Source organism: Brevundimonas vesicularis NBRC 12165 (genome assembly GCF_001592205.1).
Taxonomy (GTDB): domain Bacteria; phylum Pseudomonadota; class Alphaproteobacteria; order Caulobacterales; family Caulobacteraceae; genus Brevundimonas; species Brevundimonas vesicularis.
The window spans coordinates 95,413-112,217 of the sequence record NZ_BCWM01000005.1; the positions used below are offsets into that span (position 1 = coordinate 95,413).

The 16,805-nt window shown below is 68.5% G+C and carries 16 protein-coding genes; 10 read left to right on the forward strand and 6 right to left on the reverse strand.

Going from position 1 to position 16,805, the window contains the following annotated elements:
* Window positions 1-48: 48 nt before the first annotated feature.
* Window positions 49-660, forward strand: a complete 612-nt coding sequence (locus tag BVE01S_RS05445; protein ID WP_066625415.1) for a glutathione S-transferase family protein — start codon at window positions 49-51, stop codon at window positions 658-660.
* Between the two features lie 165 nt (window positions 661-825).
* Window positions 826-1,164, forward strand: a complete 339-nt coding sequence (locus BVE01S_RS05450) for a hypothetical protein (RefSeq protein WP_218015912.1) — start codon at window positions 826-828, stop codon at window positions 1,162-1,164.
* On the opposite strand, the gene prfA is transcribed toward BVE01S_RS05450, so the two are convergent.
* On the reverse strand, window positions 1,165-2,232 hold the full coding sequence (prfA, locus tag BVE01S_RS05455; protein WP_066625218.1) for a peptide chain release factor 1: 1,068 nt from the start codon (window positions 2,230-2,232) through the stop codon (window positions 1,165-1,167).
* Between the two features lie 204 nt (window positions 2,233-2,436).
* Here prfA and BVE01S_RS05460 point away from each other — a divergent pair, with 204 nt between their 5' ends.
* The 3 genes from BVE01S_RS05460 to BVE01S_RS05470 are packed head-to-tail and all read left to right on the forward strand — an operon-like array spanning window position 2,437 to window position 4,350.
* Window positions 2,437-3,042 (forward strand): response regulator, encoded by a 606-nt coding sequence (locus tag BVE01S_RS05460; RefSeq protein WP_066625220.1) that lies wholly within the window; start codon window positions 2,437-2,439, stop codon window positions 3,040-3,042.
* A gap of 57 nt (window positions 3,043-3,099) precedes the next feature.
* Window positions 3,100-3,540, forward strand: a complete 441-nt coding sequence (locus tag BVE01S_RS05465) for an RrF2 family transcriptional regulator (RefSeq protein ID WP_055808795.1) — start codon at window positions 3,100-3,102, stop codon at window positions 3,538-3,540.
* A gap of 33 nt (window positions 3,541-3,573) precedes the next feature.
* Window positions 3,574-4,350 carry a sulfite exporter TauE/SafE family protein gene (locus BVE01S_RS05470; RefSeq protein WP_066625223.1) on the forward strand — a complete coding sequence of 259 codons (777 nt, stop codon included), beginning with the start codon at window positions 3,574-3,576 and terminating at the stop codon, window positions 4,348-4,350.
* A 101-nt stretch (window positions 4,351-4,451) separates the two neighbouring features.
* On the opposite strand, the gene ispG is transcribed toward BVE01S_RS05470, so the two are convergent.
* The 4 genes from ispG to BVE01S_RS05490 form a co-directional block, all read right to left on the reverse strand.
* Entirely contained in the window at window positions 4,452-5,588 is a 1,137-nt protein-coding gene (ispG, locus tag BVE01S_RS05475) for a flavodoxin-dependent (E)-4-hydroxy-3-methylbut-2-enyl-diphosphate synthase (RefSeq protein WP_066553905.1), read from the reverse strand.
* 48 nt (window positions 5,589-5,636) lie between these two features.
* Complete coding sequence (locus tag BVE01S_RS05480; protein WP_205678459.1) at window positions 5,637-6,740, reverse strand: helix-turn-helix domain-containing protein; 1,104 nt, start codon at window positions 6,738-6,740, stop codon at window positions 5,637-5,639.
* A 112-nt stretch (window positions 6,741-6,852) separates the two neighbouring features.
* Window positions 6,853-9,111 (reverse strand): phosphoenolpyruvate--protein phosphotransferase, encoded by a 2,259-nt coding sequence (ptsP, locus tag BVE01S_RS05485; RefSeq protein WP_369814640.1) that lies wholly within the window; start codon window positions 9,109-9,111, stop codon window positions 6,853-6,855.
* Window positions 9,112-9,173: 62 nt separating this feature from the next.
* Window positions 9,174-10,448, reverse strand: a complete 1,275-nt coding sequence (locus BVE01S_RS05490; protein ID WP_066625234.1) for an aspartate kinase — start codon at window positions 10,446-10,448, stop codon at window positions 9,174-9,176.
* 56 nt (window positions 10,449-10,504) lie between these two features.
* Here BVE01S_RS05490 and ubiG point away from each other — a divergent pair, with 56 nt between their 5' ends.
* Window positions 10,505-11,320, forward strand: coding sequence for a bifunctional 2-polyprenyl-6-hydroxyphenol methylase/3-demethylubiquinol 3-O-methyltransferase UbiG (gene ubiG, locus BVE01S_RS05495; protein WP_088582631.1), 816 nt, complete (start codon window positions 10,505-10,507; stop codon window positions 11,318-11,320).
* Between the two features lie 185 nt (window positions 11,321-11,505).
* Here the strand turns inward: ubiG and BVE01S_RS05500 are convergent, their stop codons facing one another.
* Window positions 11,506-13,557 (reverse strand): OPT family oligopeptide transporter, encoded by a 2,052-nt coding sequence (locus BVE01S_RS05500; protein ID WP_066625242.1) that lies wholly within the window; start codon window positions 13,555-13,557, stop codon window positions 11,506-11,508.
* Window positions 13,558-13,679: 122 nt separating this feature from the next.
* Between BVE01S_RS05500 and mutM the strand changes: the two genes are divergently transcribed.
* Genes mutM through BVE01S_RS05520 form a run of 4 tightly spaced genes read left to right on the forward strand, consistent with a single transcriptional unit; the run spans window position 13,680 to window position 16,805 of the window.
* A complete protein-coding gene (gene mutM, locus BVE01S_RS05505) occupies window positions 13,680-14,543 on the forward strand; it encodes a bifunctional DNA-formamidopyrimidine glycosylase/DNA-(apurinic or apyrimidinic site) lyase (RefSeq protein WP_066625245.1) in 864 nt (287 codons plus the stop codon).
* 18 nt (window positions 14,544-14,561) lie between these two features.
* Complete coding sequence (locus BVE01S_RS05510) at window positions 14,562-15,005, forward strand: hypothetical protein (protein WP_066625247.1); 444 nt, start codon at window positions 14,562-14,564, stop codon at window positions 15,003-15,005.
* A gap of 59 nt (window positions 15,006-15,064) precedes the next feature.
* On the forward strand, window positions 15,065-15,853 hold the full coding sequence (locus BVE01S_RS05515) for an enoyl-CoA hydratase-related protein (protein WP_066625251.1): 789 nt from the start codon (window positions 15,065-15,067) through the stop codon (window positions 15,851-15,853).
* Between the two features lie 52 nt (window positions 15,854-15,905).
* Window positions 15,906-16,805, forward strand: a complete 900-nt coding sequence (locus tag BVE01S_RS05520) for an alpha/beta fold hydrolase (RefSeq protein ID WP_066625425.1) — start codon at window positions 15,906-15,908, stop codon at window positions 16,803-16,805.

Here is a 16,805-nt window from a genome sequence, read left to right on the forward strand (position 1 = left end):
AAGGCGGCGATGATCTCGCCGCCTTTTTCTTTGCTGCGAGGCGCGACCATGCTGACCCTCTACGCCGCGACCGGATCCTGCAGCCGGGCCAGCCATATCGCGCTGGAAGAGTCGGGGCTGCCCTATGAGGTTCGTCTGGTCGACTTCGCCAGGGCCGAGCAACGCGAGCCGGCTTATCTGGCGATCAATCCCAAGGGCCGCGTTCCTGCGCTCGCGACCGATCAGGGCGTCCTGACCGAGAGCCCGTCCATTCTGGCGCACATCGCCGCCCTGTCGCCGCCCGGCCTGTTGGCGCCGACCGATCCCTTCGCCTTTGCGCGGATGCAGTCTTTCAACCTCTATCTGGCCACCACCGTCCACGTCGCCCACGCCCACGGTCGCCGCGCCGCGCGCTGGAGCGACGATGCCGCCGCTCAGGCGTCGATGGCGGCCAAGGTCACGCAGAACATGCGGGACGGCTTCGCCCTGATCGAGGCGGACCTGACAGGCGAATGGGCGATGGGCGACGCCTATACGGTCGCGGACCCCTATCTGTTCACCTTCGCCGGCTGGCTGGAAAGCGATGGCGTGGACATCGCCGCATTCCCGCGCGTCCAGGCGCATTTCGAGCGCATGAAGGCGCGTCCGGCGGTCCAGCGCGCGCTGGCCGCCAAAGCTTAGCGGGCGCGCTCGCAGACCAACGGTTGTGTCTAATTTGCGCCGGTCGTTAACGATCCAAATCGGCGTCGCATTTTCCCTGATTACAACCGCAGAAAATGGCGCCTTATTTCGGACATGGAGTGGGCGGCGCGCGCGATAGGGATGTTTTACGTCTTGGGCGGACTGATGCTTTTGTATCAGGCCTGGCTCAACTGGCGTCTGCAACGGGCCTTGTCCGGCGTCATCGCCGTTCCCGCAGACGATCAGATCGCAGACGGCGTGATCGCCCTGGGCGGCGTGGTGGTCCTGATGTCGGGCGTCGCGCTGGCGGCGCTCAGCGCCTGGGCCGTGGTCGCCTTCCTCGCCGGTTGGGCGATCCAGGCCGCCTATCTGCTGTGGGTCAACCGCGCCGATCTCGACAGCCCGCTGGCCAGCGGCCGGTTGAAGTCGGTGCATGCCTTCGCCGCCTATACCGCCGTCACCGGCGTGGTGCTGTGGCTGCCGCTGACCGGCGTCCTGGGCTGATCAGCCGAACTCGGCTTCCAGGTCGGCCAGACGCGCCGCCTGGTCCTCGGCGATCAGGGCGTTCAGCAGCGGATCGATGTCGCCTTCCATGATCTGGGGCAGGCTGTGCAGGGTCAGGTTGATGCGGTGATCGCTGACCCGCCCTTGCGGATAGTTGTAGGTGCGGATCCGTTCCGACCGGTCGCCCGACCCGACCTGGGACTTGCGGCTGTCCGAGCGGGCCAGGTCCTTCGCCTGGCGCTGCATGTCGTACAGGCGAACGCGCAGGTTCTTCATCGCCTTGTCGCGGTTGACGTGCTGGGACTTCTCCGACGACGTCACCATGATGCCTGTGGGCAGGTGGGTGATGCGCACGGCGGAATCGGTCGTATTGACGTGCTGCCCGCCCGAACCCGACGCGCGGAAGGTGTCGATGCGGATGTCCTTGTCGTGGATTTCGATCTCCACGTCCTCGACCTCGGGTAGGACCGCCACCGTCGCCGCGGAGGTGTGGATGCGCCCCTGGGACTCGGTCGTCGGCACGCGCTGGACCCGGTGAACGCCGCTCTCGAACTTCAGCCGGCCGAACACGCCCTCGCCCGTCACCGTAGCGATGATTTCCTTATAACCGCCGGCGTCGCCCTCGGTCGCCGAATCCAGCTCGATCCGCCAGCCGCGCGTGGAGGCGTAGCGCGAATACATGCGGAACAGGTCGCCAGCGAACAGGGCCGCCTCGTCCCCGCCGGTGCCGGCGCGCACTTCCAGTACGGCCGAGGCGTTCTCGTCGGCGTCGCGTGGGGCCAGCAGCAGGGCTACCTCGCGTTCCATCTCGGGCAGCCTGTCGGTCAGCGCCCGCAGCTCTTCCTCGGCCATCGCCGCCATTTCCGGATCGGCCGTCATGGCTTCCAGGTCCGCCATTTCGGCGCGCGCGCGCGCCAGGCCCTGGACCGCATCGACGACGGGCTTCAGCTCGGCGTGCTCCTTGGACAGCCGCACGATCTCGGCGCCGTCGGTCGCCGAACCCATGCGCGCCTCCACCTCATGGAAACGGTCGAGCACCTGATCGAGACGGGCCTGGGGCAGTCGCAAGAGGGAAATGTCCTGAGAAAAAGCGGAGCGCCGTCCTTACCCGCCGGGGGGGCTCGTGTCGATTGCAGGCGTATCGAGGCGTGGACCAGCGCCGGCGCCGCGCTTGTGATCGGCGATCACAGCCGTGTCACGATGGTGTCAGTCGCGGTGACGCAATCGGCTCAAAGCCATTAGTTGAGATCGAACAACCGTAAGGAGGACGCCATGTTCGATCGCCCGCCCCCGTCGCAGCCGGACGCCGCCGAGGTCGCCGAAAGCGTCGATCGCCTGTGCCGCCTGTACGACAGCCGTCTGGCCGAGACCGGCGGCGACCTGTCGCCCGAGGACGCCCGCGAACTGAAGGCCATGGCCGCCATCTATGATCTGGACACCGACCGCCCCTCGACCGAGGTCTGGCGCGACCTTCGCGCCGTGGTCACGCGTCAGGCGCCGATTGACGCCACGGCGCCGGCCGAGATCAAAGCCTTGACCCTGCTGGTGGTCGAGGACGATCCCGACGCCGCCGCCTCCCTGACCGAACTGCTGACCGAGGCGGGCCACAATGTCGTCGGCCCGTTCCACAGCGCCGCCGCCGCCGAGGCCGCCGCTGCGCTGCACAGCATTGATGCGGCCTTGCTGGACATCAACCTGTCGGGTGAGATGACCGGCGTGGAACTGGCCCGCGTCCTGACCGACCGCTGGGGCGTGCGGGTCATCTTCATCTCCGGCGATGTGGCCGCCGCAGCGAAGAATGCGGACATGGCCGAGGCCTTGGTGCTGCAACCCTATAACGGCGCGCAGATTCTGGAGGCGGTGGCGCGGCTCGCCTGAGGGTCGGATCGAGCTCCCACAGCTTGCGTCTGGGGCTCAGGCGGGCGATCACGGATCATGCTGTCGAACCGGTCTCGCTACGCCCTGCGCGCCATGGTGCATCTGGCCGGTCTGCCGGACGGCGGCCCCGCGACCATCGCCGAGATCGCGGAAGCGGCGGCGGCTCCACGAAAGTTCCTGGAGGCCATCCTGCTGGATCTGCGCCGTCAGGGTTTGCTGGCCTCGAAGCGGGGCAGGGCGGGCGGCTATGCGCTGGGCGCGCCCGCCGACGCCATCAGCTTCGCCGACGTCATTCGCGCGCTGGAAGGCCCGCTGGCCCTCGCGCCTTGCGCCTCGCGCACCGCCTACGGCCCGTGCGAAACCTGCCCGGATGTCGAGACCTGTCCGTTGCAGCCCGTGCTTCAGGACGGGCGTGACGCCATCGCCGCCGTCTTCGAGGCGCGAACCCTTCTGCAAGCCGCCGTCACTTCTTCTCCTATTGACCGACTAGGGAAATAGCCCGCACCGTTCGCCCCTGTTTCAGAGGACGCCATGCAAGATTTCCTGCTCTTCCTCGCCGTCGGTTTTCTGGCCCAAATCGTAGATGGGGCGCTGGGCATGGCCTATGGCGTGATCTCCTCGACCGTCCTGCTGTCGTTCGGCGTGCCGCCCGCGACGGCGTCGGCCAGCGTCCACGCCGCGGAGGTCTTCACCACGGCGGCGTCGGCCGGCTCCCATACGGTCAACAAGAACGTGAACTGGAAGCTGTTCGTGCCGCTGGCCCTGGGCGGCGTCGTCGGCGGGGGTTTCGGCGCCTTCGTCCTGACCAGCATCGACGGCGATGTGCTGAAGCCCTTCATCACCACCTATCTGGCCATCATGGGCGTCGTGATCATCTGGCGCGCCACACGTCAGACGCGCGAGCGGATCTTCCCGCGCAAGTTCGCCGGCCCTCTGGGTCTGGTCGGCGGCTTCTTCGACGCCATCGGCGGCGGCGGCTGGGGACCCACGGTCACCACCACACTGGTCGGCACGGGCCAGGATCCGCGCGTCTCGATCGGCACCACCAATACGGCGGAGTTCTTCGTCACCTCCGCCATTTCCGCGACCTTCCTGGTCGCACTGCTGACCGGACATTGGCAAGAGGCGGAGGGCTTCTCCACCCACGCCATGGCGGTGCTGGGCCTGATCCTCGGCGGCCTGATCGCCGCCCCCTTCGCTGGCGTCATCGCCCGCATCGCCCCGCGCCGCGCCCTGACCTATGGGGTCGGCGCCGTGGTGCTCCTGTCCGCCGGCTATCAGGCCCTGCGTCTGTTCAAGGTGATCTGAAACGAAAAACGGCGGCGGGTTCGCACCCGCCGCCGATCCGACTTCGACTTCGATTCAGAGCATCGCCGGGGTCGCCGCCCTGCATAAGCGGTTTCTGCCGCCTACTCCGCCGCCTGAAGCTCCGCCGCGCGTGCGGCGTCCAGTTCGGCGGCCTTCTGTTCGACCAGATCGACGATGTGGTCGATCATGCCGTCGTTGGCCTGTTTGTGGGCGATCTTGCCGTTCAGATAGATCATGCCCGCGCCCTTGCCGCCGCCGGTGAAGCCGATGTCGGTATAGAGGGCCTCGCCCGGTCCGTTCACGACGCAGCCGATCACCGACAGGCTCATCGGCGTCGAGATATGGGCCAGCTTCTCTTCCAGCACCGCCACCGTCTCGATGACGTTGAAGCCCTGACGCGCGCAGGACGGGCAGGCGATGATGTTGACCCCGCGGTGGCGCAGACCCAGCGACTTCAGGATGTCGAAGCCGACCTTGATCTCCTCGACCGGATCGGCGGCCAGGGAGACGCGGATGGTGTCGCCGATCCCGGCCCACAGCATCGACCCCAGGCCGATGGCGGACTTGATGGTGCCGGTGCGCAACGGCCCCGCCTCGGTCACGCCCAGATGAAGCGGGCAGTCGATCGCCTCGGCCAGCTGCTGATAGGCGGCGACGGTCAGGAACGGGTCGGACGCCTTCACCGAAATCTTGAACTCGTGGAAGTCGTGGTCCTGCAGGATGCGGGCGTGGTTCAGCGCGCTCTCGACCATGGCGTCGGGGCAGGGCTCGCCGTATTTTTCCAGCAGTTCCTTTTCCAGCGAGCCGGCGTTGACGCCGATCCGCATCGAGCAGCCATTGTCCTTGGCCGCCTGAATCACGTCGCGGACGCGGTCGGCCGAACCGATGTTGCCAGGATTGATGCGCAGGCAGGCGGCGCCCGCCTCGGCCGCCTCGATGCCGCGCTTGTAGTGGAAGTGGATGTCGGCGACCAAGGGAACCTTGGCCTCGCGCACGATGGTCCTGAAGGCGGCGGTCGATTCCACGTCGGGGCAGGAGACGCGCACGATATCGGCGCCGGCCTCTTCCAACTGACGGATCTGGTCGATGGTCGCCGCCGCATCCGTCGTCGGCGTATTGGTCATCGACTGGACGCTGATCGGGGCGTCGCCGCCCACCAGGACGGAGCCGACGCGGATCTGGCGGCTCTTGCGACGCTCGATGTGGCGCCAGGGTCGGACGTGCGTGTGATCGCTCATGGGAGCATCATATAGGCCGATGATGACGGCGGGACCACGGCCGACGCATCAGTTCGGCGCAGGGGCGGGTGAAGAGGAGGCGGGAGCGGAAGAAGGCGTCGCCCCTGGCGTCGCGGCCGCCTGGGTCCGGGCCTGGGCGGCCTGAGCCTGGACCTGGGCGCGCGCCTGGCTGGCGGCCAGCGCCTTGGCCGCCTGGTCCGCGCGACTGTTCAACTGCGCCAGCGGCGTCAGCACGCCGGCCAGCGGTCCGCCGTATTCGCCGTTCAGGAAGACGTCGAAAGCCGCCGGGTCGGACACGTCCACCGTCGCCGCCACGCCGATGGGCGCGCGCCAGGCCTCGCCCGGCGCCATCTGGCGCGCGAACAGGGCCTGACCGTCGCCCAGCCGAACGACCAGGGCGCCGGCCGTCTTGGCCTGGATCACCACCATCGAGGCGTTGGCCGAGGCGCCATAGACGGCCCCGCGCGGGTTGAACGCCTTCTGCACCGGCTCCGGGTTAGCGGCGGCGGCGATCACGGCCGGATCGGTCGGATCGACCCCGGTGAGTTCGGCCTCCAGCCCCGGCGTGATGTAGAGGGCCGGCGTCGTCTGGTCGGGCGGCGCGGACATGGGTGCGCTGAGCGCGACCTGCGGATCCGGATCGGCCGCCCCGGTCCAGGTCTTTGGCACGGCGGCGATATCGGACGGATGGGCGGTCTGATGCAGGCTGGCGCGCTGGAACACGTTCCAGCCGATGACGGCGACCACCACGGCGGCGATGCCGGCGACGATGCGCGGCGAGTGGCGTTTCACGTCCTCGAAGGCGATGCCGATGGGCGCCTTCAGCGGCACGGAGGTGTCCGGGCTCTCGCGCTTGAACCGCTCGACGGCGGTCTGTTCGTCCAGCGACAGAGCCGAGGCGTAGGCCCGCACATAGCCCAGGGCGAAGACGCGCGAGGGCAGGGACGACCAGTCGTTCTGCTCCAGAGCGGTCAGGAACCGGCGATGCACCTTGGTCTCGGCGGCCAGCTCGGCCGGCGACTTGCCCGACCGCTCTCGGGCGGCCCGAAAGCCGTCGCCCAGGGTCGCGGCGTCGACGAAGGCGGCCGTCGGATCCGGCCGGTCCGCAATGCTTTCGATCGCCTCGGGGGCGACCCCCGCATTCAGCGTCATGACGCCTGACCCCATGTCCGGGAAACACAGCGCCGACGCGCCGTTCACAGGGCCCGAGATAGACGATTGCGCGCCGACCAGCAACGCCGCCCTTGCGTCCAAACGCCTGCGATCAGACCGCGACGTTCAGCTTGCGCGCCAGGGATTCGATCTCGTTTCGGACCGAGCCAGTGGACAGGTTCAGCAGATTGGCCATGCCGCGCCGGGCCGCATTCAGGTCCGCCGACAGGATCATCCGCTTGACCGGCCCGACACCGCCCGCCGGCGCCGACAGTCGGGTGAAGCCCAGAACGATCAGGGCGAAGGCCTCCAGCGGCCGTCCCGCCAGTTCGCCGCAGATCGAGACCGGCGTGCCGGTGTCGGCGCAGGCCTTCTGGATGGTCTGGAGCGCCCGCAGGGTCGGCGGCGACAGCGGGTCGTAGCGATCCGAAACCAGTGGATTGGTCCGGTCGGCCGCATACATGTACTGGAACAGGTCGTTGGTGCCGATGGAGACGAAATCCGTCAGCGGCAGCAGGGCGTCCAGATGCCACAACAAGGACGGGCATTCGACCATCGCCCCGACGCGCAGCAGGGCGGGCAAGGCGCGCCCGCGACGCCGCGCCCAGGCGCATTCGATATCCACCAGCTCGCGCGCGGCCCGGAACTCGTCCACCGTGGCGATCATCGGGAACATGACGCGCAGTTCGCGCCCGGCCCCCGCCGCCAGCAGCGCCCGAAGCTGCATCCGCAACAGCGACGGCCGATCCAGGCCCAAACGGATGGCGCGGCGGCCCAGCGCGGGGTTCTCTTCGCGCTCGGCCTCCAGATAGGGCAGGACCTTGTCGCCGCCGATATCCAGGGTACGGAAGGTGACGGGTTTATCGCCCGCTGCGTCCAGCACCAGCTTGTAGAGCGCCGTCTGGGCGTCCAGCCGGGGCAGTTCGTCCGAGACCATGAACTGAAACTCGGTGCGGAACAGGCCGATGCCCTCGGCGCCGGTCTCGATCATGTTTTCCAGATCGACCGCCAGGCCGGCATTGGTCAGGACCGTGATCCGCTGCCCGTCCAGGGTCACGGCCGGCACGTCGCGCAACTGGGCGAACTCGGCCTGGCGCTGTTCGCGCACGGCCATGCGCGACTGCACCGCCTCCAGCATATCGGGGCGGGGGCGCAGATAGGTCTCGCCGGTCTCGCCGTCGGCGATGACCATGTCGCCTTCCGACAGTCGGTCGCGCAGGCCCATCAGACGGCCGACGCACGGGATCTGCAGCGCACGTGCGACGATGGCGGCGTGGCTAGCGGCCGAGCCCTCTTCCAGCAGCAGCCCCTTCAGCTTGTCGCGCGGATATTCCAAGAGGTCGGCGGGGCCCAGGTTTCGCGCCACCAGTATGGCGTCGTCGGGCAGTTCGCGCTCGCCCGGCTTGTCGCCCGCCAGCACCCGCAGCAGCCGGTTGGCCAGATCCTCGAAGTCGTGCAGCCGCTCGCGGATATAGGGATCGCGCGCCTGGGCGAAGCGGGCGCGGTGTTCGTTCCTGACCCGGTCCACCGCCGCCTCGGCCGTCAGACCGTTCCTCACCGCCTCCTCCAGCGACCGGTTCCAGCCGCGGTCGTCGGCGAACATCCGATAGGTTTCCAGAACCTCGAACGACGGACCGGCCAGGCCCTGGCCCTTGTCCAGCATGACGTCCAGGCCGCTCTTCAGCGTGGCCAGCGCCAGCTTCAGCCGCGCCTCCTCCATCGCCGGGTCGTCGGATAGCAGGCGTTCGGGCGCCAGCGGCGCCTCGTGCAGAACCACATGGCCAAAAGCCAGGCCGTCGGCGAACTTCTGGCCCTTCAGCCGCTCGGGCCGATGCGGCGCCAGCTCCACGTCGCGCAGCTCGTCCAGCGCCAGCAGTTCGCCCGACGACACAGTTTCGGACAGGACCATGGCGATGGTCTGGATGTCCTCGACCTCTTCCTCGTCATAGCGCCGCTCGGTGCGGTTCTGGACGACCAGGACGCCAATGGCCCGGCCGCCGCGCAGCAGCGGGGCGCCCAGGAAGGCGTGATAGGGGTCTTCGCCCGTCTCGGGGCGATAGGAGAAGGACGGGTGCGACGGGGCGTCCGACAGGCTGATGGGCTGGGCCATCCGCGCCACCTCGCCCACCAGGCCCTCGCCGGGCCGCAGCCGGGTGTTGTGCACGGCGTCGGGGTTCAGACCCTCGGTGGCGAACAGCTCGAGCTCGCCCGACGCGCGACGCAGATAGATGGAGCAGACCTCGGCGACCATCGACCGGGCGATGATCTTGACGACCATGTTCAGCCGGTCCTGCGCCGGCGTCGCGCCCGCGCCGGCCCCGCCCAGAGCCTCGCGGATCTGGCGCAGGAGGATCCGGGGTCCTCTGGTCATCGCGCCGCCTGCCGGCATCATGTCTCCCGCGCCCCGGCGCCTAGGCGCCTTCTGAAATCACCCTATACCGCGTCCAGCCCATATGCCGAATGCAGGGCGCGAACGGCCAGCTCGGCGTAGGCGGCGTCGATCAGCACGCTGATCTTGATCTCGGAGGTCGAGATCGCCTGGAACTTCACGCCCTTGTCGGCCAGGGCCTTGAACATGGTCTGGGCGACGCCCGCATGGCTGCGCATGCCGACGCCGACGACCGAGACCTTGGCCACGTCCTCGTCGACGCGGATTTCCTCGAAGCCGAGCTGCTCCTTGGCGGCGGTCATCAGGTCGGCCGCGCGCACGGCGTCGCGACGGCCGGTCGTGAAGGTCAGATTGACCGTTCCGGCGGTGCGCGACTGGCTCTGCACGATCATGTCGACGTTGACGTTGGCCTCGGCCAGGCGCGTGAAGACGTCGGCGGGGGCGTCCACCCGGTCGGACAGGCCCAGCAGCGTGATGCGGGCCTCGTCACGGCTCATGGTCACACCGGACACGATACGTTTTTCCACGATCTCCTCCTCGTCGCAGATCAGGGTTCCACCCTTGTCGGGCATGACGCCATTCGCGTCGGGTTCGATAAAGCTTGAAAGGACGCGGACCGGGACCTGTTTGGCCATGGCCAGCTCGACCGAGCGGGTCTGCAGCACCTTGGCGCCCAGCGACGCCATTTCCAGCATCTCTTCGTAGGACACCTTGGCCAGGCGCCGCGCGCGGTTCTCGATGCGCGGGTCGGTCGTATAGACGCCGTCCACGTCGGTATAGATGTCGCAGGGGCAGCCCAGGGCCGCCGCCACGGCGACCGCCGAGGTGTCCGAACCGCCGCGTCCCAGGGTGGTGATCTTGCCGTCCGCCGTCACGCCCTGGAAGCCGGGGACGATGGCGATCTCGCCGGCGTCGACGGCGGCGCCCAGCTTCTCGCCGGGGATGTCGATGATGCGGGCGCGGGCGTGGGCGTCGTCGGTCAGGATCGGCACCTGCCAACCCATCCACGAGCGCGCGTTGAAGCCCATGTTGCGCAGGGTCGCGGCCAACAGGCCCGAGGTCACCTGTTCGCCCGAGGCGACCACCACGTCATATTCGTCGTCCGACAGCGGCAGGCCCGCCGCGGCCGGACCCGCGCCGTCGGTCCAGGCGACCAGTTCGTTGGTCTTGCCCGCCATGGCGGAGACGACGACGGCGACCTTTTTGCCCGCCGACACTTCGGCCGCGACGATCCGCGCCGCACGGCGAATGCGTTCGAGGTCGCCCATCGAGGTGCCGCCGAACTTCATCACCAGTCGTGTCGTATCGGGCCGCGTCATCGTGGCGTTCCGCCCCCTGCTTGCGTGAAAGGGCGCGAAGGTTCATCCCTCGCGTCATGACCGCTTCTAACGGCGCCGCTCCGTCTCGCCTACCCCAACAGGGGCATGGTTTTTCGCAAAATTCGTCCGAAACGGCGTTCGGCGCATCGATCGACCCCGCCGACGTGGCGCGCTTCTCGGCCCAGGCGGCCGAATGGTGGGACGCGCAAGGGCCGTTCGCGCCGCTGCACCGCTTTAACCCGGCGCGGCTGGCCTTGATCCGCGACCAGCTTTGCACGCGGCTGGGCCGCGATCCCAAGACGCGCGCGCCCTTCGAAGGTCTGACCCTGCTGGACGTCGGATGTGGCGGCGGACTGATCGCCGAGCCGATGCGGCGGATGGGCTTTGAGGTCACCGCCATCGACGCCTCGTCCGAGAACATCGGCACGGCTCGCGCCCACGCCGACATGGTCGGCCTGGATATCGCCTATCGCGCCGCCACGGTCGAACAGATCGAGGCGGAAGGGGCGGGGCCGTTCGACGTGGTCCTGACGATGGAGGTGATCGAACACGTCGCCGATCCCGAAGGCTTCGTGCGTGCCTGTTCGCGCCTGGTCCGGCCGGGCGGGGTGATGATGGTCGCCACCCTGAACCGCACGCTGAAGTCGCTGGCCCTGGGCAAGGTGGCGGCGGAATACATCCTGCGCTGGGTGCCGGCCGGCACCCACGACTGGCGCCAGTTCCTGAAGCCCGACGAGATCCGGTCGATGCTGGCCGCCGAGCCGGTGACGGTCGAAGGCCCCTACGGCCTGAACTACGATCCGCTTCAGGACCGATGGAGCCAGACCGACGATGCGGGCATCAACTATATGATGGTCGCGACGCGCGCCTGAGCCAGCTTTTCCCTCCCCGTTCCGGGGAGGGTGGTCGCGCTAGCGACCGGGTGGGGGCGGCCGGCAAGGCCGCACCTGTTCAACCTAAGACAGACTTGCGACGTGTCGCCCTGCCGCCCCCACCCGGCTTCGCCTTCGGCTCAGCCACCCTCCCCCGCAGGGGAGGGAGAGGCGCCAGTCCGCCCCTAGACCTTCGAAGCCCGGCTGCGCGTCCAGGCGTACAGGCCGAACACCGCGACGGCGAAGCCGACGATGCCCGCCAGCATGGCCGGCCAGGCCGAACCCTCGGGCAGCATGGCGAAGGGCGCGTCGTCCCGGGTCGCCACGATGACGCCGGCGGTGAAGACGCCGAACAGGCTTTCGCCGACGATCAGGCCCGAGGCGAGCAGCACGCCCATCCGGCGCGCCACGTCAGCGTAGCGGGTGGATGAGACCGCCTTGTCGTAGATCCAACCGGCGACGGCGCCGATGACCAGCATGGTGGTGACCGCAGCCGGCAGATAGAAGCCGATGCCGACGGCCAGCGGCGGCAGCTTGACCTTGCCCTTGGTCGCCTTCGACACGACCGCGTCCAGCACGATGATGACCACGCCGATCGCCGCGCCCAGACCGATCAGGTCCCAGCGCAGGTCGCCGCCGATGACGCCGCGCGCCAGGGCCGAGATCAGGGTCGCCTGGGGCGCCGCCAGGGTCTTGGCGCCTTCCACGATGGCGGGCGGGCCGCCTTCGAAGCCGAAGGCCTGGTTCAGCAGGTTCAGGATGAAGGGGATCACCAGGGCGCCGGCACCGACGCCGACGATCAGCGCCACCTGCTGACGCCACGGCGTGGCCTCGACCAGCTGGCCGGTCTTCAGGTCCTGAAGGTTGTCATTGGCGATGACGGCGACGGCGAAGACCACCGCCGTCACGATCAGGGCGAAGGCGATGATCGACGGATCGGCCGGCACGCCGGCGATGGCCATGACGCCCAGCATCAGCAGCGAGGCGATGACGATGGCCAGGATGCCGACGCCCGACACGGGGCTGTTCGACGACCCGATCAGACCGGCCATATAGCCGCAGATGGCCGCCACGGCGAAGCCGATCAGCACCACATAGACCAGGCCGCCGATCACCAGGAGCGGCGTCGAGCCCGCCAGGGCCGGAGCGCTCTGGGCGAACCAGGCCAGAAGGCCGGCGATGCCGACTAGGCAGGCGACCGAAACGCCGCCCACCAGTTTGATGGGCAGATCCTGTTCCGTGCGCTCAAGCACTTCGCCGTGGACGCGTTTGGCGTTGGCGGCCAGCGCCGAGGTCAGGCCGCCGATCAGCGGACCGGCCAGTTTGATCAGGGTCCAGATGGCGGCGACGCCGATGACGCCCGCGCCCATGAACCGCACCTCGCGCGCCCAGACGGTTGTCGCCAGCTCCTCGGCCGGCGCGCCGGCGGGCAGGGTCGAGGCGATCGACGGAATGCCGTGCGCCGTCAGCCAGGCGATGGTGTCCGGGCTGGTCAGGATCGGCACGGCGATGGCCCAGGCCAGCACCAGGCCGAACAGCTGCGCCAGACCGACCGTCAGGCCGATCAGATGCCCGGCGCCCAGCAGGGCGAACTGCATGCCGAAACCCATGCCCGTCGCCCCGCCGCCCAGCGCGGCCGGCAGCTTGAAGAACTTGGCCGCTTCGCCCGCAAAGACCCGACCCGCGACCAGCAGGGCGTAGCCTGACGACATCACGGCGCCGGCGACGACGACCCACAGGCCGGACTTGTTCTCGCGCACCGCGCTTTCGGTCTGTTCGGCCCCGCGCGACCCAACCTTCAGCACCTCGGCGGCGGCGACGCCTTCGGGATAGGGCAGGCCGCCGTTGACGACCAGCGCCCGGCGCAGCGGGATCGAGAAGGTCACGCCCAGCACGCCGCCCAGGATGCAGATCGCCACCGACTGCCAGAACGGAAACTCCAGCCACCAACCGATCATCACCAGGCCCGGCAGGACGAAGATGATCGAACTCATGGCCCCACCAACCGAGGCCACGGTCTGGACGGTCATATTCTCCCAGATGGTCGAGGTGCGGAACGCCCGCAGCACCGCCATCGAGATCACCGCCGCCGGAATGGCCGAGGCGAAGGTCAGGCCGACCAGCAGGCCCAGATAGGTGTTGGCGGCGGTGAAGATCACCGCCAGCAGGCAGCCCAGCACCAGGGCGCGGAGCGTAAGTTCTAGCCGGCCCTTGGGGGCGGCGGCGGCGTCTGTCATATGCGAAGGTCCCACGTTTGCGCGGACGTAAGCGCATTCTGTCGCAGGCGGCAACTGGTCGCGGTCAGATGCGGGCGCCCCCGCCGCTTGGCCCCGCGACCCGGACGGGCTAGGACCGGCCCATGCCCGAACTTCCCGAGGTTGAAACCGTCCGACGCGGCCTGACGCCGGTGCTGGAGGGCGCGCGGCTGTCACGGGTCCGGATCAACCGGCCCGACCTGCGATTTCCCTTCCCCGGGCGTTTCGTCGAACGGCTGGAGGGGGCGACGGTCCTGCGGATAGACCGGCGGGCCAAATATCTGCTGGCGCCGCTCTCGACCGGCGAGACCTGGATCACCCATCTGGGCATGACCGGCCGGTTCACCCTGGACGGAACCCTGCTGGGCGAGTTCGAGGAGGCCGCGCCCATCGCCGGCAAGCACGAACATTTCAGCGGCTGCGCCATCCGCGATGGAGCGGCGACCCGCGTCGGATACGCCGACGCGCGCCGGTTCGGCTTCATGGGCCTGATCTCCAGCGACCAGATCGAGACCCATCCCTGGTTCGCCGGCCTGGGCCCCGAGCCGCTGGGCAACGGCTTCTCCGGCGCCCATCTGGGTGAGGCCTTCGCGGGAAAGAAACAGAACATCAAGGTCAGTCTGCTGGATCAGCGGATCGTCGCCGGCCTGGGCAATATCTATGTCTGCGAGGCCCTGTACCGCGCCCGCATCTCGCCCCTGGTCGCGGCCGGATCGGTGTCGAAGGCGCGGCTGGAGCGTCTGGCGACCGAGGTCCGAAACGTCCTGAACGACGCCATTGCGGCGGGCGGCTCGACCCTGCGCGACTTCGCCAACGCCGAGGGCGGCCAAGGCTATTTCCAGCACCGGTTCGACGTCTATGGCCGCGAGGGCGAACCGTGTCGGGGTGAGAATTGCACCGGCGTCGTCGCCCGCATCGTTCAGGGCGGACGCTCCACCTTCTACTGCCCCTCCTGCCAGAAACGGTAAGCCTTTGAGGTCCGACCCATGCGCAAAATCCATCTGTGGATCAGTCTGATCGTCGGCGTCCTGGTCTGGGGCGCCTATTTCGCCCACTTCGTCCAGGGCCTGCGCGACGGCGACCTCGGCGACCTGATCTGGTGGTTCGTCGCCGCCCTGGTCGTCGCCGCCGTCGCCGAGGCCGCCGCCACCGGCCTGATCGCCCGGCTGTTCCGCCGCCGCGCCCGCGTGCTGGACGAGGGGCCGACGCTCCAGGCGGCGCTGAAGGCGGGTCATGTCGCCCTGATGCTGCTGGTCGGGCTGGTTCTGATCTCGGCGCTGATCCTGGCCCTGTCGTCCGTCTTCGGCTGGACGCTGGACCTGTCAGGCGCGCGGGGTCAGGTGATCGCCGCCAATCTTCTGCTGGGCATGGTGGTCGTGGTCGAGCTGGCGCGCGCCGCCCTGACCCTGGCGCTGATGCCCCGACGATAGCGCCTGCGCTAGCGGGTCCCGTCTCGCGCCTGTATGACCGCCGTCAAAGGAGACCGACCATGGCCGACGCCTATTCCAACCTGCTGATCGAACGCCACGCCGACGGCTATGCGGTGGTGACCCTGAACCGACCCGAGGCGCTGAACGCCCTGAACGCGGCCCTGTTCAAGGATCTGGCCGACTTCCTCGACAGCGTCGAACAGGATGACAGCGTGCGCTGCCTGATCCTGACCGGCTCAGGCGAAAAGGCCTTCGCCGCCGGCGCCGACATCAAGGAGATGGCGGACCAGACCTATGCCCAGATGTACATGGGCAACTATTTCGCGCTCGGCCACGACCGCATCACCCGGTTCAGAAAGCCGATCATCGCCGCGGTCAACGGCTTCGCCCTTGGCGGCGGCTGCGAACTGGCCATGCTGTGCGACTTCATCGTCGCCTCTGACAAGGCGAAGTTCGGCCAGCCCGAGATCAACCTGGGCGTCGCGCCGGGCATCGGCGGCTCCCAGCGCCTGACCCGTCTGGTGGGCAAGTCCAAGGCCATGGACATGGTTCTGACCGCGCGGATGATGGATGCAGCCGAAGCTTTGGCGTCGGGCCTGGCCTCGCGCGTCTTCCCTCACGAAAGCTTGCTGGACGAAACGCGCAAGATCGCCGCCAAGATCGCCTCGCAAAGCCCGCTGGCGATCATGGCCAACAAGGAGATGGTCAACGCCGCGCTGGAGACGACCCTGACCCAAGGCGTCCAGTTCGAACGCCGACTGTTCCACTCCCTGTTCGCCTTCGAGGACCAGAAGGAAGGCATGTCCGCCTTCGTCGAAAAGCGCAAACCCGAGTTCAAGGGGCGATAGGTCGCAAACGCGTCGTCAACCGATCGCCGTGATCGGGCGTTAGGGGCGAATGATGATCCGCTTCCTCGCCTCGCTCCTTGCGACCCTGTTCGTTCTCGCCCCGGTCGCCGTCCAGGCGCAATCTCAGGGCCAATCTCAGGCCCCGGCCTTCAGCTCCAGCCGCATCATCGTCGAGACGCGCGGGCGGGGGCCGGACATCATCTTCATCCCCGGCCTGGGCTCGACCGGCTCGGCCTGGCGTTCGACGGCGGATCGGCTGGATGACCGCTACCGGGTGCATCTCGTCACCCTGCGCGGCTTTGGCGAGACCCAGATCGGCGACAATGTCAGCGGCGGTCTGGCCGGCCCCGCAGCCAGCGAGATCGAACGCTACATCCGCGAGCAGCGCATCGACCGTCCCGCCGTGATCGGCCATTCGCTGGGCGGCCAGATCGCCCTGCGCGTCGCCGCCGACATGGGCGACCGGATCGGCCGCGTCATGGTGGTCGATTCCTCCCCCTTCTTCCCGTCCCTGATCGACGCCCGCACCACATCGGATCAGGTCGAGCCCCTGGCCCGTCTGGGCTATCAGGCCCTCTTGCTGTTCGGCGATCAGGCGCTGAAGTCCCAGGTCGCGGCTTTCGGCGTGGACATGGGTCTGGCCGGCGACATGGTGTTCCAGGGGCTGGGGCTTCAGGGCGGCGACCGGCGCGTCCTGGCCCAGGGTCTGTATGAGGCGCTGACCGTCGATCTGCGGCCCCGCTTGTCGCAGATCACCGCCCCGGTCACCGTCGTCTATGGTTGGACCCGCGATCCCGACGCTCCCCGCAATCGACTGGAGGGTCTGTATCGCTACGGCTTTTCCGGCCTGCGGCGCACCGCGAAGTTCGAGCGGATCGAAGGCGCCGAACACCAGGTGATGATCGAACAGCCGCAGCGGTTCCTGGCGGCGGTGCAGCGGTTCCTGAGCTGA